The 19968-nt window shown below is 53.7% G+C and carries 20 protein-coding genes and 3 tRNA genes; 10 read left to right on the top strand and 13 right to left on the bottom strand.

From position 1 onward, the window contains the following. The first annotated feature begins 23 nt into the window (after positions 1-23). The 5 genes from sufC to J2X14_RS03505 all read left to right on the top strand — a co-directional run bounded on the left by sufC (position 24) and on the right by J2X14_RS03505 (position 4766). Positions 24-770 (top strand): Fe-S cluster assembly ATPase SufC, encoded by a 747-nt coding sequence (sufC, locus tag J2X14_RS03485; protein WP_352409807.1) that lies wholly within the window; start codon positions 24-26, stop codon positions 768-770. Then, entirely contained in the window at positions 745-2022 is a 1278-nt protein-coding gene (gene sufD / locus J2X14_RS03490; protein WP_352409808.1) for a Fe-S cluster assembly protein SufD, read from the top strand. Before sufC ends, sufD begins: the two co-directional genes overlap by 26 nt. Beyond that, positions 2019-3242 (top strand): cysteine desulfurase SufS, encoded by a 1224-nt coding sequence (gene sufS, locus J2X14_RS03495; RefSeq protein ID WP_352409809.1) that lies wholly within the window; start codon positions 2019-2021, stop codon positions 3240-3242. Before sufD ends, sufS begins: the two co-directional genes overlap by 4 nt. Positions 3243-3269: 27 nt before the next feature. After that, the gene (sufE, locus tag J2X14_RS03500; RefSeq protein ID WP_352409810.1) at positions 3270-3686 is read left to right on the top strand and encodes a cysteine desulfuration protein SufE; all 417 of its coding nucleotides are present in this window, start codon (positions 3270-3272) and stop codon (positions 3684-3686) included. A 114-nt stretch (positions 3687-3800) separates the two neighbouring features. Next, on the top strand, positions 3801-4766 hold the full coding sequence (locus tag J2X14_RS03505; protein ID WP_352410133.1) for a L,D-transpeptidase family protein: 966 nt from the start codon (positions 3801-3803) through the stop codon (positions 4764-4766). A 72-nt stretch (positions 4767-4838) separates the two neighbouring features. Here the strand turns inward: J2X14_RS03505 and J2X14_RS03510 are convergent, their stop codons facing one another. After that, entirely contained in the window at positions 4839-5075 is a 237-nt protein-coding gene (locus J2X14_RS03510; protein WP_002908860.1) for a major outer membrane lipoprotein, read from the bottom strand. Positions 5076-5167: 92 nt separating this feature from the next. On the opposite strand from J2X14_RS03510, the gene J2X14_RS03515 reads away from it, so the two are divergent. Further along, positions 5168-5371 (top strand): hypothetical protein, encoded by a 204-nt coding sequence (locus tag J2X14_RS03515; RefSeq protein WP_352409811.1) that lies wholly within the window; start codon positions 5168-5170, stop codon positions 5369-5371. Between the two features lie 4 nt (positions 5372-5375). Here J2X14_RS03515 and pykF read toward each other — a convergent pair whose 3' ends face one another. The 5 genes from pykF to mdtK all read right to left on the bottom strand — a co-directional run bounded on the left by pykF (position 5376) and on the right by mdtK (position 9230). Continuing rightward, on the bottom strand, positions 5376-6788 hold the full coding sequence (gene pykF / locus J2X14_RS03520; protein WP_352409812.1) for a pyruvate kinase PykF: 1413 nt from the start codon (positions 6786-6788) through the stop codon (positions 5376-5378). 689 nt (positions 6789-7477) lie between these two features. Beyond that, positions 7478-7554 (bottom strand) — tRNA-Val (locus J2X14_RS03525). Between the two features lie 6 nt (positions 7555-7560). Further along, positions 7561-7637, bottom strand: a tRNA-Val gene (locus tag J2X14_RS03530). 4 nt (positions 7638-7641) lie between these two features. Then, positions 7642-7718: transfer RNA gene (locus J2X14_RS03535), tRNA-Val, on the bottom strand. Between the two features lie 138 nt (positions 7719-7856). After that, positions 7857-9230 carry an MdtK family multidrug efflux MATE transporter gene (gene mdtK / locus J2X14_RS03540; RefSeq protein WP_352409813.1) on the bottom strand — a complete coding sequence of 458 codons (1374 nt, stop codon included), beginning with the start codon at positions 9228-9230 and terminating at the stop codon, positions 7857-7859. Positions 9231-9448: 218 nt separating this feature from the next. Here mdtK and J2X14_RS03545 point away from each other — a divergent pair, with 218 nt between their 5' ends. Further along, positions 9449-10096 carry a riboflavin synthase subunit alpha gene (locus J2X14_RS03545; RefSeq protein WP_352409814.1) on the top strand — a complete coding sequence of 216 codons (648 nt, stop codon included), beginning with the start codon at positions 9449-9451 and terminating at the stop codon, positions 10094-10096. A gap of 52 nt (positions 10097-10148) precedes the next feature. On the opposite strand, the gene cfa is transcribed toward J2X14_RS03545, so the two are convergent. Both cfa and punC read right to left on the bottom strand, forming a co-directional pair. Continuing rightward, positions 10149-11297, bottom strand: coding sequence for a cyclopropane fatty acyl phospholipid synthase (gene cfa / locus J2X14_RS03550; protein ID WP_352409815.1), 1149 nt, complete (start codon positions 11295-11297; stop codon positions 10149-10151). A 263-nt stretch (positions 11298-11560) separates the two neighbouring features. Further along, on the bottom strand, positions 11561-12730 hold the full coding sequence (gene punC, locus J2X14_RS03555) for a purine nucleoside transporter PunC (protein WP_352409816.1): 1170 nt from the start codon (positions 12728-12730) through the stop codon (positions 11561-11563). Positions 12731-12840: 110 nt separating this feature from the next. Here punC and punR point away from each other — a divergent pair, with 110 nt between their 5' ends. After that, positions 12841-13749 (top strand): DNA-binding transcriptional activator PunR, encoded by a 909-nt coding sequence (punR, locus tag J2X14_RS03560; RefSeq protein WP_352409817.1) that lies wholly within the window; start codon positions 12841-12843, stop codon positions 13747-13749. A gap of 33 nt (positions 13750-13782) precedes the next feature. On the opposite strand, the gene purR is transcribed toward punR, so the two are convergent. Further along, a complete protein-coding gene (gene purR, locus J2X14_RS03565; RefSeq protein WP_352409818.1) occupies positions 13783-14808 on the bottom strand; it encodes an HTH-type transcriptional repressor PurR in 1026 nt (341 codons plus the stop codon). A gap of 286 nt (positions 14809-15094) precedes the next feature. Here purR and cydH point away from each other — a divergent pair, with 286 nt between their 5' ends. After that, positions 15095-15184: a cytochrome bd-I oxidase subunit CydH gene (gene cydH / locus J2X14_RS03570; RefSeq protein ID WP_352409819.1), complete on the top strand. Its 90-nt coding sequence runs from the start codon at positions 15095-15097 to the stop codon at positions 15182-15184. A gap of 60 nt (positions 15185-15244) precedes the next feature. Here cydH and J2X14_RS03575 read toward each other — a convergent pair whose 3' ends face one another. Continuing rightward, on the bottom strand, positions 15245-16051 hold the full coding sequence (locus J2X14_RS03575; RefSeq protein WP_352409820.1) for a C40 family peptidase: 807 nt from the start codon (positions 16049-16051) through the stop codon (positions 15245-15247). A 358-nt stretch (positions 16052-16409) separates the two neighbouring features. On the opposite strand from J2X14_RS03575, the gene J2X14_RS03580 reads away from it, so the two are divergent. After that, complete coding sequence (locus J2X14_RS03580; protein WP_205960846.1) at positions 16410-16745, top strand: Grx4 family monothiol glutaredoxin; 336 nt, start codon at positions 16410-16412, stop codon at positions 16743-16745. A gap of 57 nt (positions 16746-16802) precedes the next feature. Here J2X14_RS03580 and rnt read toward each other — a convergent pair whose 3' ends face one another. From rnt to eptA, 3 genes are all read right to left on the bottom strand, one after another. Beyond that, entirely contained in the window at positions 16803-17477 is a 675-nt protein-coding gene (gene rnt / locus J2X14_RS03585; RefSeq protein ID WP_352409821.1) for a ribonuclease T, read from the bottom strand. A 101-nt stretch (positions 17478-17578) separates the two neighbouring features. Then, positions 17579-17986, bottom strand: a complete 408-nt coding sequence (gene gloA, locus J2X14_RS03590; protein ID WP_352409822.1) for a lactoylglutathione lyase — start codon at positions 17984-17986, stop codon at positions 17579-17581. A 309-nt stretch (positions 17987-18295) separates the two neighbouring features. After that, on the bottom strand, positions 18296-19930 hold the full coding sequence (eptA, locus tag J2X14_RS03595; RefSeq protein WP_352409823.1) for a phosphoethanolamine transferase EptA: 1635 nt from the start codon (positions 19928-19930) through the stop codon (positions 18296-18298). Positions 19931-19968 lie beyond the last annotated feature (38 nt).

Below are 19968 nucleotides of genomic sequence, written 5' to 3' on the forward strand. Positions count from 1 at the left end.
TGTGGGCAAGCGAAGGATAAAACATGTTAAGCATTAAAGATTTACAGGTAAGTATTGAAGATAAGGCCATCCTGCGCGGACTGGATCTCGAGGTAAAACCGGGCGAAGTTCATGCCATCATGGGCCCTAACGGTTCCGGTAAAAGTACGCTTTCCGCCACGCTGGCGGGCCGTGAAGAGTATGAAGTGGTTGGCGGTTCGGTAGCGTTTAAAGATAAAGATCTGCTGGAGCTGTCGCCGGAAGATCGCGCTGGCGAAGGCATCTTTATGGCTTTCCAGTACCCGGTAGAAATCCCTGGCGTCAGCAACCAGTTCTTCCTGCAAACCGCCGTGAATGCGGTGCGTAAATATCGTCAACAGGATGAGCTGGACCGCTTCGATTTCCAGGACTTTATCGAAGAGAAAATCGACCTGCTGAAAATGCCGGAAGATTTGCTGACCCGTTCAGTGAACGTCGGCTTCTCCGGCGGCGAAAAGAAACGTAACGATATTCTGCAGATGGCGGCGCTGGAGCCGGATCTCTGCATTCTGGATGAAACCGACTCCGGTCTGGATATCGATGCCTTAAAAATTGTCGCTAACGGCGTTAACTCGCTGCGTGACGGCAAACGCGCCTTTATCATTGTGACGCACTACCAGCGCATCCTGGATTACATCAAGCCGGACTATGTGCATGTGCTCTATCAGGGCAAGATCGTGAAATCTGGCGACTTTACGCTGGTGAAACAGCTGGAGGAGCAAGGCTATGGCTGGCTTACCGACCAGGAGTGAAAACGCGCTGCAGCAGTGGCATCATCTGTTTGAGTCACGCGGCGACGTGCGCTCAATGCAGGCGCAGCAGCACTGGCAGCAGCTGATGCGGATCGGTTTGCCGACCCGTAAGCATGAAAACTGGAAATATACCCCGCTGGACGATCTGCTTAGTCAGCACTTTGTTCTGCCCGATGCGCCCGCGCTGACGGCTGACGACGTGGCGCGCCTGGCGCTGCCGCTTGATGCGGTGCGTCTGGTGTTTGTTGACGGCCATTTTAACGCGGAACTGAGCGACACCCAGTTCGATCGCTTCGATGTGCAGGTCTCCAGCGCGGCGGAAAGACGCAACTTTGCCGCGCCGGTGCAGCCGGAGGTGTTTTTGCACCTGACCGAAAGCCTCGCCGAGCAGGCGACCACGCTGCGTTTGCCGCGCGGTAAAGCCGCTGAGCGTCCGCTCTATCTGCTGCATATCAGCAGCGGGCAGGCGGAGCAGCTGAATACCGCACACTATCGTCACCATCTGCAAATTGAGGATGGCGCCGAGGCACAGGTCATTGAGCATTACGTGAGCCTGAATGCGCAGCCGCACTTTACCGGCGCGCGCCTGACGATGACCGTTGGCGACAATGCGCAGCTGACCCATACCAAGCTTTCGTTTGAGAATGCCGGTAGCTATCACTTTGCGCATAACGACATCGTTACCGGACGCGATGCACGCGTCAGCAGCCACAGTTTCCTGCTGGGCGCGGGCCTGAGCCGTCACAATACCAGTGCGCAGCTCAACGGCGAGAACAGCGAGCTGGCGATCAACAGCCTGGTGCTGCCGACCGATAAAGAGGTATGCGATACCCGTACTTACCTTGAGCATAACAAAGGCTATTGTCAGAGCCGTCAGCTGCACAAAACTATCGTACGCGATCGCGCGCGTGCGGTGTTTAACGGCATGATCAAGGTGGCGCAGCACGCGCTGAAAACCGACGGTCAAATGACCAACAACAATCTGCTGTTAGGGCGTCTGGCGGAAGTGGATACCAAACCACAGCTGGAAATCTATGCGGATGACGTGAAATGTAGCCACGGCGCAACGGTTGGCCGCATCGACGAAGAGCAGATGTTCTATCTGCGCGCGCGTGGTATCAGCGAAGAAGCGGCCCAGCGCATGATCGTCTACGCCTTTGCCGCAGAGCTAACAGAAGCGATTGCTGATGACACGCTGAAGGCCTTTGTGCTGGAGCGTATCGCACAACGTTTTCCCGGAGGCATTCAATGAGTTTTGATCTCGCACGCGTCAGGGCCGATTTTCCGATTCTGGCACGCGAGGTCAACGGACAGCCGTTGGCCTATCTCGACAGCGCGGCCAGCGCGCAAAAACCGCTGGCGGTGATTAACGCCGAAAGTCATTTTTACCAGCACGGCTACGCCGCGGTGCATCGGGGGATTCATACCCTTAGCGCCGCCGCCACCACGGATATGGAAAACGTGCGCGCCCAGGCGGCGCGTTTTCTTAATGCCGCCTCGCCGGAAGAGATTGTTTTCGTTAAAGGCACCACCGAAGGCATTAACCTGGTTGCCAACAGCTGGGGCGGTAGCCAGCTGCGGGCGGGCGATAACATCATTATCACCGCCATGGAGCATCACGCGAATATCGTGCCGTGGCAGATGATCGCCGCGCAAACCGGCGCCACTATTCGCGTGTTGCCGCTGACGGCGGACGGGGAACTGGATTGCGCGCAGCTCGCTTCGCTGATCGACAGCAAAACGCGGTTGCTGGCGGTGACGCACGTTTCGAATGTGCTGGGTACGGTTAACCCGGTCAAAGCGCTGGTGGCGCAGGCGAAAGCGGCAGGTCTGGTGACGCTGATCGACGGCGCGCAGGCGGTGATGCATCAGCGGGTGGATGTGCAGGATATCGACTGCGACTTTTACATCTTCTCCGCGCATAAACTGTATGGCCCGACCGGGATCGGTATTCTGTATGGTCGCCAGGCGCTGCTGTCAGCGATGCCGCCGTGGGAAGGTGGCGGCTCGATGATTGAGCATGTGGTGCTGCCGGAAGGCACCACCTACGCCAAAGCGCCCTGGAGCCTGGAAGCGGGCACGCCCAATACCGGCGGCATTATCGGCCTTGGCGCTGCGCTGGCCTATGTCGAAGCGCTGGGGCTGGATAATATCCAGGCTCGCGAGCAGTCGCTGATGCGCTACGCGCTCGATAAGCTTGCTTCGGTGCCCGATCTCACGATTTACGGGCTGCAGGAACGTGCTGGCGTGATCGCCTTTAATCTCGGCAACCATCATGCTTACGATGTGGGCAGCTTCCTCGATCAGTACGGGATCGCTATTCGCACCGGCCACCATTGCGCGATGCCGTTAATGAAGCACTACGGCGTGCCTGCTATGTGTCGCGCCTCGTTCGCTATGTATAATAGCGAGGAAGAGGCCGATCGGCTTGCCGCGGGTTTGACACGTATTCATCGCCTGCTGGGGGGCTAAGCCGTCCGGCTGGCAAGGGAGAGAGGAATGGCGATTCTGCCAGAGAAAGAGAAGCTGGTGCGCAATTTTAACCGCTGCGCCAACTGGGAAGAGAAGTATCTGTATGTGATTGAACTGGGAGGGAAGCTGCCAGAATTGTCTGATTCCTTCCATCAGGCGGAATACAGCGTTTCCGGCTGCCAGAGTCAGGTATGGATTGTGATGCATCAGGCCGCTGACGACACCATCGAACTGATGGGCGACAGCGACGCTGCCATCGTTAAAGGCTTGATTGCGATTGTATTTAGCCTGTATCAGGGCATGACGCCGCAGCAGATTGTGGAATTTGATGTGCGTCCCTGGTTTGAACAGCTGGCGTTAACGCAGCACCTCACGCCGTCCCGTTCTCAGGGACTGGAAGCGATGATCCGTACTATCCGTACCCGCGCTCAGGCGCTTTGCTAAGCTACACTTCTCTCACACCCCGTTAACCGTAACGGGGTGCGTTTTTTCACCATGAGAGAAGCCTACATGAACCTTCACTTTCCTTTCGTCGGCTGGCTAATTTGCGCCGCGCTGATGGTGCCGCGCCTGGTTAGCGCTGCTGAATATCCTTTACCCGCTGAAAACAGCCGTTTGATTGGCGAAAATACCACGACGCAAGTCCCGAATGATAAGCGCCCGCTGGAGTCGATTGCTGCGCGTTATCAGGTTGGCCTGTTGAATATGCTGGAAGCGAATCCAGGCACCGATCCCTGGCTGCCTGCCGCCGGGAGCCAACTCACTATTCCGCATCAGATGCTGCTGCCTGATACCAAACGCGAGGGCATTGTGGTCAACCTGGCGGAGCTGCGCCTCTATTACTATCCCAAAGGAGAGAATAAGGTGATCGTTTATCCCATTGGCATCGGTCAGCAGGGAATTATGACGCCTTCGATGGTGACCCATATCAGCCAAAAAATCCCTAACCCCACCTGGACGCCAACGCCGAATATCCGCAAGCGCTACGCGCAGGACGGCGTAAAGCTACCGGCGGTGTTTCCTGCCGGACCTGATAATCCAATGGGCCTGTTTGCGCTGCGTTTGGCTTACGGTAGCGGCCATTATTTGATTCACGGCACCAACGCGGATTTCGGCATTGGTATGCGCGTCAGCTCCGGCTGTATTCGTCTGCGTCCTGATGACATTGCCGCGCTGTTTGACAGCGTGTCAGAAAAAACGCGGGTGCAGGTTGTTAATCAGCCGGTGAAGTACGCTATTGAGCCTGACGGCAAACGCTATATCGAAGTTCACCAGCCGCTGTCGCGTAATGAGCAGGACGATCCACAAACTATGCCGCTGCCGCTCAGCAAAACACTGAAGCGCTTTATCAACAGCGAAGAGAGCGATAAGGCGTTAATCGAAGCAACGCTTAAACGCCGCTCTGGCATGCCGGTTCTGGTTAACCTGGGCCAAGCGGTGAGTGAGGTGCAAACAGCGCCGCAGGATGCGCTGGAGAGCGCACAGCAGCAGGATACAGAGGCGCGCGCGCAGGGCAAAAGCTGAAGAGTATAGTGTGCTGGTAGCGGCCAAAAAAAATGGTGCCCATTGGGCACCATTTTTATTACACCAGTACTCTTACTTACGGTAAGAATGAGCCTGGTTGTCCAGACGCTGGTTAGCACGAGCTGCGTCGTCTTTAGCAGCCTGTACGTCAGAACGCATTGCGTTCACGTCGTTGCTCAGCTGATCAACTTTCGCGTTCAGAGTCTGAACGTCGCTTGACAGCTGGTCAATTTTAGCGTTGCTTGAGCAACCAGCCAGCAGAGTTGAACCCAGAATTACCGCGCCCAGTACCAGTTTAGTACGATTCATTATTTATACCCTCTAGATTGAGTTAATCTCCATGTAGCGTTACAAGTATTACACAAAGTTTTTTGGTATGAGAATAAATTTTTGATGAGAACATGCTTAATTTTGCTCGTTCGCTCAAAGAAACATCTGTTATGCCAATAATGCCAAAAAATAAATCAAAACAGTCAGATTTAATTGATTTTATCTTGCGTGAAACGCAGATTTTATTGTTATTTTCAATTGGAATTTTTGGAAATAACGCTTACCGCAGAAATAAAAAAAGCGCCTCGCGGCGCTTTTTATCCATAAGGCTGTAAGTATTTACAGTACGTGTACCGATGCGGTATTTGTTGTTCCGCTTGGTACCAGTGCACCAGAAACCATAACAACCACATCGCCTTTCTGGCCGTAGCCGCTTTCCAGCGCAATTTCTTTGCCAATACGGTAGAAATCGTCGGTAGAGGCGATCTCATTCACCACGCGCGCTTCAATGCCTTTGCTCAGCAGCAGCTGACGAGCAGTGATGTCGTTGGTGGTTAACGCCAGAATCGTGGCGTCCGGGAAATATTTACGCACTGATTTCGCTGATTTACCGCCTTCGGTCGCTACCACAATCAGCGGCGCTTCCAGTTTTTCTGCGGTCTCTACCGCACCGCGACATACGGCTTCGGTGATACGCAGCTTGCGGTTGTCGTTAACGGTATCAATACGCGATTTCATCACGCGATCGGTACGTTCGCAGATGGTCGCCATGATGCGTACTGATTCCAGCGGATATTTACCTTTGGCGCTTTCACCAGAAAGCATCACCGCATCCGTGCCGTCGAGAATGGCGTTGGCCACGTCGCCCGCTTCCGCACGGGTAGGGCGCGGGTTTTTGATCATGGAATCAAGCATTTGGGTAGCGGTAATCACCACTTTGCGTGCTTTATTACATTTTTTGATCATCATCTTCTGGGCGAAAATCACCTCTTCAACCGGGATTTCCACGCCGAGGTCGCCACGTGCAACCATGATGCCGTCAGAGGCGTCGAGGATCTCATCAAAGTTGTTGAGACCTTCCTGGTTTTCGATTTTGGAGATGATCTGGATATGCTCGCCGCCGTGCTTTTTCAGATGCTCACGGATTTCCAGCACGTCTGAACGCTTACGGATAAAGGAGGCGGCAACAAAGTCCACGCCCTGTTCGCAACCGAAAATCAGATCGCGCTTATCTTTTTCCGCCAGTGCAGGCAGCTGAATGGAAACGCCCGGCAGGTTAACGCCTTTGTTTTCACCCAGGTCGCCGTTGTTCAGTACGGTACATACCACGGTATTTTCAGTGACTTCGGTGACTTCCATACCGATCAAACCGTCGTCTACCAGCACGGTATTGCCAATTTTCAGATCGGCGGTAAAGCCGGAGTAGGTCACCGCAACGCGTTCGTTGTTGCCAATCACCGATTGATCGGTGGTGAAAGTGAAGGTTTGACCCGCTTTCAGCGACACATCGCTACCGCCTTCCAGTTTCATGGTGCGGATTTCCGGGCCTTTGGTATCCAGTAGGATAGCCGCCTGATGACCGGTCTTTTCCATAACCGCGCGGATATTGGCGATACGGCGACCGTGCTCTTCGTAATCACCGTGAGAGAAATTCAGACGCATAACATTCATGCCCGCTTCCAGCAGGTTGGTCAGCATCTCTTCTGATTCAGTTTTCGGGCCGATGGTACAAACGATCTTGGTCTTTTTCATGACAAGTTATCTGTAAGTTGTGATGGATGATTAAGGTTTGAGGTCGATGCCTGGTGCATCGGGGAAATATTCATGCTCAGTGAGCGGACTGCGATACAAACTAAGAATAGGTGACAGATATAAAGCGTGCAGAGGAAGTTGAGCGATGATGTTCCGTAGCCCCTGTGGGCGAGTTGCGCAACTGGTTGTATGTGTAGGTAAGGGCACGTCAATTGGCTGAAACCATTCAAGTGAGACACCGGAAGATAGTATAGACGCTAAGTATACGAAAACCAATCAAAAAGCGTGAAGGCAGCTGGTTCCAGATCAAGGAAAGTCACGTTGCGGCAACCTGTTTTAGCCCGCGTATCCAGCCGGTCAGGCAATGAAAAAAAGGGCGGCAAACCAGAGCGCGCGCCGGTTGTATACCAGGAAAGTTCTGATAACGGATGCCTTTATTCATGCCCTGTTTTTGTGTAATTTTTTTTGCGCGGAAAATAAATTACACAAAAAATAACGGCGTTTTAAATGCCAAACGCAGAAATAAAACCGGTGTGAACAACGGATTTTACCGCAGCGAAAACCAATTCAGGTGCGAGTACGAAACAGATAATGTGCAGAGGTAGCAGCGGACAGGTGTGCAGAAACGAAACGGAAGTAAAAAGATATAAACGCAGGAGCGGAAGAGTGAAACCCGTGAGAAAAGAGAGTGGTGCGTTCTAATGGACTCGAACCATCGACCCCCACCATGTCAAGGTGGTGCTCTAACCAACTGAGCTAAGAACGCAATATTTGGTGCGTCCGAGTGGACTCGAACCACCGACCCCCACCATGTCAAGGTGGTGCTCTAACCAACTGAGCTACGGACGCACTTTGGTGCGTTCTAATGGACTCGAACCATCGACCCCCACCATGTCAAGGTGGTGCTCTAACCAACTGAGCTAAGAACGCATCTGCCGTCTTGGGTGACGGCGGGGACGAATATTAGCGACACTGTTCACCGCTGGCAAGTAGAAACATGCAATTTTCTGCGCAACTGCCCATCAACTGTGCGACCCGCCGTTTTTTTAGACGCGGCGGGCCTTTAGCTTAATGTTCCGCGCGGCGCAGGATCAGTTCGGCGGGTAATTTCTGCAGCCGACGAATACGCCACAGCATCATAATCGCTGCGGAAGTTAACCCCAGAATAAAACCGCACCAGAATCCCGCCGGGCCCATCGGCGAGACGATCCAGTCGGTTAGCGCCAACAGATAGCCGCTGGGCAAGCCCACCACCCAGTACGCCACCAGGGTAATAAAGAAGATCGAGCGCGTATCTTTATAGCCACGCAGAATACCGCTGCCGATAACCTGAATAGAGTCAGAGAACTGGTAAATCGCGGCCAGCATCATCAGCTGCGACGCCAGCGCCACCACCTGCGGATTATCGTTATACAGTAGGGCGATCTGCTCTCTGAACGTCACGGTAAACAGCGCCGTTGCGGCGGCCATCATGATGCCAACGCCCTGACCGGTCCAGGCGGCGACTTTTGCCGCCTCTACCGAACCCTGCCCAAGGCGGAAGCCGACGCGAATGGTGGTCGCGACGCCCAGCGAAAGCGGCAGCACAAACATCAATGAACTGAAGTTCAGCGCAATCTGGTGACCAGCCACATTCACGATCCCCAGCGGCGAAACCAGCAGAGCAACCACGGCAAACAGCGTTACTTCAAAGAACAGCGCCAGCGCAACCGGCAGCCCAAGGAACGTTAAACGCTTCAGAACCGGCCAGTCCGGCGGGCTAAAATGGCCGGGCAGGGCGATATCGCGCATGGAACGCGCCCGACTCACCCACAGCCGCATAGCGATAAACATTACCCAGTAAACCGATGCCGTCGCCACGCCGCAGCCAACGCCGCCCAGCGCAGGCATACCCAAGTGACCATAAATAAAGACATAGTTAACCGGAATATTCACCAGTAACCCGATAAAACCCATGACCATACCGGGCTTGGTTTTCGACAATCCTTCGCACTGATTACGCGCAACCTGGAAAAACAGATAGCCCGGCGCCCCCCACAGCAGCGCACGCAGATAGCCCACTGCTTTATCAGCCAGCGCCGGGTCGATATCCTGCATCGCGTGGATCATATAACCCGCGTTCCACAGTACAATCATAATCAGCACGGAAACCAATGCCGCCAACCAGTAAGCCTGACGCACCTGACCGGCGATACGCTCACGGCGACCGGAGCCGTTAAGCTGCGCCACTACCGGCGTTAAGGCCAGCAGCAGGCCGTGACCGAACAATATGGCGGGCAGCCAGATCGAGGTGCCGACCGCAACGGCAGCCATATCCGTTGCGCTAACCGAACCCGCCATAATGGTATCGACAAATCCCATGGCGGTTTGCGCCACCTGCGCCAGAATAACCGGAATAGCAAGCGCTAATAATTGACGCGCTTCTGTCAGATACTTCTGCACGTTTACACCTTTTATGTTTTAAGGAATGAATAACACCCAGAGAGACAGGATAATAAAGATAGATAATGATGCACAACGCTGGTGCAGAATCATAACGACATCAGACCGGGAAGAAAACCGCATTTTATGGTACCCAGGCGGCGTTTTTCACGCTTTTGCCCGCCTGCTCTGCACCAGAGAGTATGTTAATATCAGCAAAAACTCACAGAGGCCGAATCATGTTTACCGGAATTGTGCAGGGCACCGCAGAGGTGGTTGCCATTGAAGAAAAAACCAACTTTCGTACTCACATTATTAAAATGCCGTCGGCGTTATTACCGGGCCTGGAGCTGGGCGCCTCGGTAGCGCATAACGGCTGCTGCCTGACCGTTACCGAAATTAATGGCGATCGCGTCAGCTTTGATTTAGTGAAAGAGACACTGCGCATTACCAATCTTGGCGATCTGCAGCCGGGCGACACGGTAAATATTGAACGAGCAGCGAAGTTCAGTGACGAAATTGGCGGTCATTTAATGTCCGGCCATATTATGACCACAGCTGAAATCAGCAAGGTCATTAACGCAGAAAATAACCGTGAAATTTGGTTCAAACCGCAGGACAGCACGCTGCTGAAATATATCCTGCACAAAGGCTTTATTGGTATTGATGGCATCAGCCTGACCGTGGGCGATGTCACCAAAACCAAATTTTGCGTGCATCTTATCCCTGAAACGTTGATGCGCACTACGCTGGGCGCGAAAAAGCTGGGGCAGCGGGTGAATATTGAAATCGATCCGCATACGCAGGCGATTGTGGATACGGTAGAGCGCGTGCTGGCGCAGCGAGAAGCGACGCTGGCGGCAACGGTTAATCAGATTGCAGAGTAAATAATAAAAAAACAGGCAACCCGGTTGCCTGTTTTTTTATACGCGACAGCGGTTAATGCGGTACGCGCAGGCCGCCCTCAACGCCGCGGCTGAATACCACCTGCCACAGCTGAATATCACGCGCACGAAACGCCCCGGCGCAGGCGTTTAAATAATAGGTGAACATGCGTTTAAAGCGCTCACCATATTTTTCCGCCAGCTGCGGCCAGGCCTGCAGGAAGCGCTCATACCATGCCATTAGCGTCTTGTCGTAGTCGGCGCCGAAATTATGCCAGTCTTCCATAATAAAATGCGCTTCGCTGGCTTCAGCAATATGGCGTACCGACGGCAAACAGCCGTTGGGGAAGATATATTTATCGATCCACGGATCGACATGCATGTCGGTTTTTATCGCGCCAATGGTATGCAGCAGAAACAGGCCATCCGGCTTAAGGTTACGGTCGACCACGTTGAAATAGGTGGCGTAATTTTTCGGGCCGACGTGTTCAAACATGCCAACGGAAACGATGCGGTCATACTGATTATCTAAATCACGGTAATCCTGCAGCAGGATATTGACGTCCAGACCTTCGCAACGCTGCTGCGCCATTTTCTGTTGTTCGGCGGAGATGGTCACGCCATCGACCGTGACGCCATAATGACGCGCGGCAAACTCAGCGAGTCCGCCCCAGCCGCAGCCGATATCCAGCAGCTTCAGGCCAGGTTTTAGCTTAAGCTTTTCGCAAATCAAGGTTAATTTAGCCTGTTGCGCCTCTTCCAGCGTCTGAGCGCTTTTCCAGTAGCCGCAGGAGTATTGCATAAAGGGATCCAGCATCAGTGAAAAGAGATCGTTCCCTAAATCGTAATGCTCCTTGCCCACCATCCACGCGCGTTTTTTTGACTGTAAATTGGTAAGCCGCGCTGCCGCGATACGTAATGTATCTTTGAAATGATGAGGAAGTTGTTGATCAAGTTGATGTTTTAATACGCGTTGAAAAAATATATCTGGCCGCTCGCAATCCCACCAGCCATCCATATAGCTTTCACCCAGGCCAAGCGATCCTTCTTGCAAAACACGTTTAAAAAATTCAGGATTTTTGACCTGAATATCCCAGGGGCGCTTACCATTGATCTCAATATCAGCCGTTTCCAACATTTCATGGACGATACGATACCAATGGTTTTCCTCCAGGTTCACTTCTTCTATGCACGATGTACTCATAGCTTCTCCATCACCTGTGTGATACGAACCTGAGAAACAGAATAGTCAATTTCTCAGGATTGTGAGAAATCTCACGGAAGACCGTGTGCCAGATATCTGACGTTGCGCAGAGGATTGAAAGGCATTGAAAGCCCGGGGCCACAATTATTGTCGCGGAAAGCGGGCGATGGGCCGGGGAAAAGTACGCTAACTGTTATAAGTGACTGCCTTGCAAGGAGTATAGGCTCCCGCAAGGCAAGATACAACGGTTAATAATTAGGGTGCTAATTATGTGTGCGTTCGTGTGCCACGTACTGCAACGCATAGCCCAACGCGACCAGCAGAATGGTTGAGAACATCACCGAGCTGGTGGTCAGTAACGGATGGCGTAACCAGGAAGAGACCGCCAGGCTGGCAAAAAAGCACAGGCCCAGCTGCAGGCAGTTTTGCAGCGCAGCGGCTTTGCCGGTGTCATCCGGGAAGGGCAGCAGCGCATTGGCTACCACGATGGGATAAATAGCGCCATTCGCTAGCGCCATGCCGCAAAATGGAATTAACAATCCCCACAGCGTAACCCGATCGCTAAGCGAGACGATAAACAGCGCAGCTACGCTCACAGCATAAAAAACCAGCAGGAAGGGCAGCAGCGTGCGACCGCTGCGACGCTGCAGCGCCGAGCGACAGCCAAAGCCGCCTACCAGAAACGCCACGGTCTGCGGAAGATAGCTCAAACCAATATCGGCCGGGCTTAATCCCAAATCGTGCAGGATAAAGGGCGAACCGGTCAGCCAGGCGAAAAAGCTGGCGGAGCAGGCGGCATAAATCAGCACGTTGCCGCTGTAGATACGCGACGCCAGCAGACGGAAAAAACCGCTGCGCTGGCCGGTTGGCTCAGAGGCGGGCGCGCTTTTTTTCAGCTTCGCCGTCGCAAACAGCAGCGGAAGCGTTACCAGAAACAGCGTCAGAAAAATCGATCGCCATGAAAAGTGGCTCAGCAGCCAGGCGCCCAGCAGCGGCGCCAGCGCGGGCGACAGCGCGACCAGCGGCATAATGGTGGCGAAAACCCGATTCGCCTGCGCCCCGCGATAGCGATCCACTACCAGCGCCTGCCAGCTCACCGCCGCCGAGCAGACGCCCACCGCCTGCACAAAGCGCAGGATTAACATCTGCCAGGTGGTCTCCGCCCACAGCATCCCCGCACAGCCCAGCGCAAACAGCGCCAGACCCAGCAGCAAGATCGGTCGACGACCAAAACGGTCAGAGAGCGGTCCCCACAGCAGCTGCGCGCAGGCGAAACCGCCAAGGAACACGGTGAGGCTGGCGCTAATCACGCCGGCAGAGGTGTGAAAACTTTCCTGCATGGCGGTAAACGCGGGCAGGTACATATCGGTGGCGAGAAAACCCAGCGTACTGAGCAGCGCCAGATAGAGCATAAATCCTTTTGAAGCAGACATCACTTTCTCATTATTAGCAGGTGAACAGACCGCGCGAGGTTAAAGGATGTTTTTCTGATTGTGAAACGCTAAAATTTGCCGGTTGATATCAAAAATTTTGCAGGCAAAACATGTGGTCTGAATATGCACTGGAAGTGGTCGATGCCGTGGCGCGCAATGGCAGCTTCTCTGCCGCCGCCGAGGAGCTACATCGCGTACCCTCGGCCATCAGCTATACCGTACGTCAGCTGGAGTCCTGGCTGGCGGTGCCGCTTTTTGAGCGACGCCATCGCGACGTGGTACTCACTGAGGCAGGCGAGCTGTTTATTCGCGAAGGCCGTGCTGTTATCAAAAAAATGCTAGCCACGCGGCGGCAGTGCCAGCAGGTGGCGAATGGCTGGCGCGGGCAGTTAAGCATCGCCGTGGATCGCATTGTTAAGCCGCAGCGTACCCGTCAGCTGGTGCTTGATTTCTATCGGCACTTCCCGGATATGGAACTGCTGATCACGCCGGAAGTGTTTAACGGCGTTTGGGATGCGCTGGCGGACGAGCGGGTTGATGTGGCGATTGGCGCGACGCAGGCGATTCCGGTTGGCGGGCGCTTTGCCTTTCGCGATATGGGCGCGCTTAACTGGCGCTGCGTAGTAAGCGTTGATCATCCTTTAGCCAGCGTCAGCAGGCAGCTGGAGGATGATGATATTCGTCCCTGGCCCTCGCTGGTGCTGGAAGATACCTCGCGCGCATTGCCACGACGTACCACCTGGACGCTGGATAATCAGCGCCGTCTGGTGGTGCCCGACTGGGAAAGCGCGTTTGACTGCCTGCGTGCCGGGCTGTGTGTGGGCATGGTTCCCGGACATTTCGCCGCACCGCTGCTGAAAACCCGGCAGCTCACCGAGCTGGCGCTGCCGCAACCTTTTCCCGACAGCTTCTGTTGCGTCAGCTGGTCGGAGCAAAGCAGTTCGCCCGCGCTGCGCTGGCTGCTGGATTATCTTGGCGATACGGAAACGATCAATCGGGAATGGCTGCGGGAAGCGTAGCGGCTCAGGAACAGCGGTTCCTGAGCCTGAACCTTAGCGGCGGTAGTCGCGGAAGGGACCATCGGCGACAGAGCGGCGCTCAATCAGCGTAGGATGGACTTCAATGGTTTGCGATTCTTCACGTTTGCTGGTGATCCTGTCCAGCAGCATATCAAAAGCGGTTTCGCCCAGCTGCTCTTTCGGCTGATGCACTGTGGTCAGCGCAGGGGTAAAATAGCGGGCGTTGCGCACGTTATCGTAACCGATCACTGAAATATCCTGCGGCACGCGCAGTCCCAGCTCATCGGCGGCGCAAATCGCGCCCATCGCCATAATATCGCCGCCGCAGAAAACGGCGGTAGGGCGCTGCTTCTGCGCCAGGATTTGCTGCATAGCGCGATAGCCAGACTCTGGCTCAAAGTCGCCCTGAACGATCCACTCTTCGCGTACCGCAATGCTGGCCTCATTCAGCGCTTTGACAAAACCGGCGAAGCGCCCGCTGCCGGTGTTGCGTTCCATCTGACCGGGGATCACGCCGATATCACGATGTCCGCGCTCGATCAGATAGCGGCCAGCGAGATAGCCGCCCTGGAAAGCATTATCCAGCACGGTATCGGTAAAGTCGCCGCGCGATTCGCCCCAGTCCATGACTACCATAGGAATATTGCGGTTCTCCTCCAGCATCTTCAGCAGCGCTTCAGGATATTCGGAGCACATCACCAACAGGCCATCCACGCGCTTTTGCGCCATCATGGAAAGATAAGCCTGCTGTTTCTGTAAATCGTTATGGGCGTTGCCCAGAATCAGGGTATAGCCACGGGCGAAACAGCGCGTTTCCACCGCTTCGATAATCTCAGCGAAATAGGGCGCCTCGCTGGACGTCGCCAACAGGCCGATCGATTTAGTGTGGTTGACTTTCAGGCTGCGTGCGACCGCACTGGGCGAATAGTGTAGTTCTTTGATGGCTGCCCACACGGCCTCACGGGTTTCTTCCGCGACAAAACGGGTTTTATTGATGACGTGCGATACCGTGGTGGTAGAAACGCCGGCACGCTTTGCGACATCTTTGATTGTTGCCATTAAAAAGATACTCCTGCGCCTATCGTAATAGTTTGATAAGGCTAATGTTAATCGTTTGCGTCCCGATAGCGTTATTCAGCACGCGTATGGGTTATCATCAGGCGGGCTGAGGTACGTCTTAGCGGCGGGACGTCTTAAAATAAGGGTCGTCGACAACGGTGGTTTTGGTCGTTGCGCAACGCAAGGCGGGGATTCTACCAAGCTGGCGCAAAGAAAACGAGATTTTTACCAGGGAGTATGGGAAAATCTATACCGTTATTTTTTGTGTGGTTAAAGGAGAGGCCAAATGAGCACGGATTTAAAACTATCAATAGGCACCACGGTGGCGGCATTACTGGTGATCATGGCGTTTAGCTTCACCGCCGTTATCAATTAATCGCCAGCCAGAAATAAAAAAAGCCTGTCATATGACAGGCTTTTTTGTTGCGCAACCGCGTTAGCGAATGGTGCGCGGCGTCATCACGCGGCGAGCGCCAACGTAGTGCCGCTGCCAGTAATCATCGCTCAGCTGGCTAATCTGGATATCTTTACCGGTGCGCGGCGACTGGATAAAGCGTCCGTTACCGAGATAGACGCCGACGTGATCGGCTGCGCCACGATTATTAATGCGGAAGAACACCAGATCGCCTTTTTCCAGCGCTTCACGGTTAATCGATGCCGCATCACGCAGGTGGTACATTTCATTAGCGGTGCGGGGAATTTTAAACTTCACCACATCTTTATAGGCGTACCAGACCAAACCGCTACAGTCGAAACCGGTATGAGGCGAGGTGCCTCCCCACTGATAGGGCTTACCTAACTGGCTCATCAGTTTGTTCATCGCCGTTTCACGCGCCTTTTGATAGCGCTCACGATGCGCCTTGCTCATCTCCAGCGGGCCGCGCTTAGCGACTACAGCGGTTTTTTTCTCGCCGCGCTGGCGACCATAGCGCTGTTTGCTTTTTTTACTGATGCTTTTTTTTACGCTGGTGGTTTTAACCGCGCTACGACTCTTTTTCGTGCTGGCTGTGGCAACCGTGGCAGGTTTACTTTTCTTCTTTAGCTTGTTTTTTTCGACGCTGGCCGGACGGGCTTTTTTACTGGTGGTTTTTACCACCCGGCGCTTGCGACGGTCGTCGTCGCGGGCGGCTTTTTTATCAATTTTATGCTGAGTGGCTTTGACTGGCGCCTGCGGGGATGCCTCGGCAACGTTAAAAAAGAGTTGAGCAACGGTCAGCATAAAAAGCGTAATCAATAAACGCATGGTGTGGTTACACTCAAAGCGCAGTGATAGCGCAAGGTTAATCTTATTTCTGCCATAGCGACAGACTCCTGAAGGGCCAATTCTAATCGAACTTTTTGCGAAAAGATAAAGCCTTTTTTAGTGAAATAAACTTTAAATGCATATAGATGTAAAAATAAGCGTAAACAGGCGGTTATCTCAGCAAAGTTATTGCCAGGTATTAACCACCGCGCAATGCATCGCGCTGATACGGGTTATTTTGCTGTGACAAGCCGCTACAATAACCCGCGTCATTTAACCTTACAGAAAATGTCGTTTTCAGCAACCCGCTACAGTCGCTACAATCAATAGACACGAAGCATGCTATTTAAGGAAGGCAATTATGAGTACTGTTGAAAAAATTCAGCGCCAGATCGCAGAAAACCCGATTCTGCTTTACATGAAAGGCTCGCCGAAGTTACCCAGCTGTGGCTTTTCGGCGCAAACGGTTCAGGCTCTCTCTGCCTGTGGCGAGCGCTTCGCCTATGTGGATATCCTGCAAAGCCCTGACATTCGTGCTGAGCTGCCGAAATATGCTAACTGGCCCACCTTCCCGCAGCTGTGGGTAGATGGCGAACTGGTTGGCGGCTGCGATATCGTGATCGAGATGTTCCAGCGCGGCGAACTGCAGACGCTGATTAAAGAAACAGCAGAAAAATATAAAGAAGCGGAATAAATTTTCCGCTTACAACAGCAAAGGGCGCTTCAGGCGCCCTTTTTTACGGCGGACGGACTATTCACCGTCGCTGATTTCAGCAGGCTGTTCCTCATCGACCGGCAGCGGCGGCCAGCCGCCCAGACGTTTCCAGCGGTTTACCAGCTCGCAAAACAGCTCCGCCGTGCGCTCAGTGTCATACAGCGCCGAGTGCGCCTGGCTGGCGTCAAAAGCGATGCCTGCGGCCTTACAGGCTTTCGCCAGCACCGTCTGACCCACTACCAGCCCGCTCAGGGCCGCGGTATCAAAGGTGGCGAACGGATGAAACGGATTGCGCTTTAGCGCCGTTCGCTCAGCGGCGGCCATCATAAAACTGTGATCGAAATTGGCATTATGCGCAACGACAATGGCGCGATTGCAGCCCTGATCCTTTATGCCTTTGCGCACCTGTTTAAAGATAGCGTGCAGCGCATCATATTCATTGACCGCGCCGCGCAGCGGATTCTCAGGATCGATACCATTGAACGCCAGCGCCTCCGGATGCAGAATCGCGCCCGCAAAAGGCTCGACGTGAAAATGCAGCGTCTGGTCGCGTTGCAGCCAGCCATTTTCATCCATTTTCAACGTAACGGCGGCAATTTCCAGCAGTGCATCGGTTTTGGCGTTAAATCCGGCGGTTTCGATATCAATTACCACTGGATAAAAGCCGCGGAAGCGGTCAGATAATGCGTTCAGTTGTTTCGATTCAGACATCAGGATCTCATTGGCGAAAAAATGCAGCGCGCATTATGGCAAATTTCGCCAGGGGTTGCAGCAGCAGGAAAAAGAAGGGCGCCCGCAGGCGCCCAAAAAACTTAGTGGCCGAGGCCATGACCAGCGTGTTCGTTCTCAATCAGTTCGATTTTGTAACCGTCCGGGTCTTCAACAAAGGCGATAACGGTGTTGCCGCCTTTAACCGGGCCCGCTTCACGGGTCACTTTACCGCCCGCCTGACGAATTCGTTCGCAGGTTGCTGCGACATCATCCACGCCCAGCGCGATATGGCCATAGGCGTTGCCGAGATCATAGTGATCCACACCCCAGTTATAGGTCAGCTCAATCACTGCGCCTTCGCTTTCGTCGGTATAGCCAACAAACGCCAGGTTATATTTATATTCCTGATTTTCACTTTCGCGCAGCAGACGCATGCCCAGCACGCGAGTATAGAAATCCAGGGAACGTTGCATATCGCCAACGCGCAGCATGGTGTGAAGTAAGCGCATAATAGTCTCCAAAAAGGGGGTCATCATCCGATGACGGTCAAAAAAGCTTAGTATAGCTGCCTGTTACCAGACGGGAAAACCCACGATAGCCTTCAGTAGACCGGTCGTCTTGAAGCGGGTTTTTTAATTTAGCGCTCCGGCAACAGCTGCAAAATTGCCTGGAGCGCGTGGATTAACGCACTGCCCCCGTGTCATGTTTTGCTCGGCAAACAGAGCCATTTACCCCTGGCAAGCGGCTGTACACGGGCAGCCTGTGGGCCGTTTTATTCATGGCGCTCAGGGTAATAGACCAGTTGGTCTAATGCAACCTTAATGCGCCTGGCATCTTTTCAGCAGGTCAAGCTGTGGCTGATAAAGGCTGGTCTGCACGTTAACCATCCCTAACAGCGTATGAAAAACATTATCCTGCGAGATCTCATCCTGTTGCGCATGCTGTCGCAGGCAGGCTTGGTTAATGCCGAAAGTCCGGGCGTAATCGGCAGAGAGCCACAACAGGAAAGGGATGTGCGTCTGCTGGCTGGGCGCAAACAGATAAGGCGTGCCATGCAAATACATACCATGCTCGCCCAACGACTCACCATGGTCGGAGAGATAGATCAGCGCCACGTTAAAGCGCTGCTGATACGTTTTCAACAACTCGATAGTGTCGCTCAGCATCGCGTCGGTGTAGAGCAGCGTATTGTCATAAGTGTTCACCAGCGCCTGATGATCGCAATCCTGAATCTGTTTGCTGTCGCAGGTCGGCGTAAAGCGGCGCAGCGCGGGCGGATAACGTAAATAGTAAGCGGGGCCGTGACTGCCCATCTGATGCAGCACAATCACCGAATCATCCTTCACGCCATCAATATAGTGCGATAAACGATGCAGCAGCACTTCATCCAGGCAGGCGTCGTTGCGGCAAAGATCGGTAAGTTTCCATAAGGTCATATCGCTATGCGGAATACGGTCACAGGCACCTTTACAGCCGCCATCGTTCTCACGCCACATCACGTTGATGCCCGCATGGGCCAGCACATCCATTAAGCCTTCCTGATGATGCGCCAGGTTGGCGTTATAGTGCGCGCGCGTCATACCGGAAAACATACAGGGCACGGAGATCGCGGTTTCTGTTCCGCATGAGCTGGCGTGCTGATAGTAGATCACGTTCTGCTGTTTCAGTCTGGGATTGGTTTCCCGCGGGTAGCCGCCCAGCGAGAAGTTTTCCGCCCGCGCGGTTTCGCCCAGCACAAAAATAACCAGCGTCTTTTTCTCGGCGGCGTCGATAAGCGGGCCTTTTTGCGCATCCTGTCCGATGCGAACCAGCGCTTTACTGCCCTGTAGCCAGCGATTATCAGCATAATTAATCACGCCGCTAACGACGTTGGCGGGCGTGACCATTTTCACCAGGCCTTTATTATTGCGGAACAGCGAGGCGTAATCTTTATACATCAGGGCGGCAATCAGCAAAATTGTCAGCAGGCAGCTGATAGACCATAAGCCGCGCATCGCCAGAGCAAACCACCAGGGGCGTGTCGGCGTGATTTTAGTCACGCAAACAAGCAGCGCAGGAATGACGCCCAGCGCCAGCAACCATAACAGATAACGCAAGCTCAGCAGCGCGGTGGCTTCCTGCAAATCGGTTTCAAAAACGTTTTGCACCATATTGGTGTCAATCACCGTGCCGAAACTGTACATAAAATAGTTTGCCGCCGCACCGCACAGCAGCAGAATAATCAGCAGCGGCTTGCGGATCCAGGGCAACGCCAGCAGGTTAAAAATCAGCATAAAGGCGCAAAACAGCACCAGCGGAATCGAGGCGATAAACAGATAATCGTGCAGATGCGCACGCGGCGTGCGTTCTGCCGCGCGAATAATAAACTGAGCATTAAGAATAAAAGTAAAAAACAGCGCGCAGGCGACAAGGAACCACGATTCATTACAGCGTATTTTTTTCAGCATTCGCATCGTTAAACAAAATTGAACATTGCATATAGTCTGGCCTA

This window comes from Mixta sp. BE291 (genome assembly GCF_031457955.1).
Classification (GTDB): Bacteria; Pseudomonadota; Gammaproteobacteria; order Enterobacterales; family Enterobacteriaceae; genus Mixta.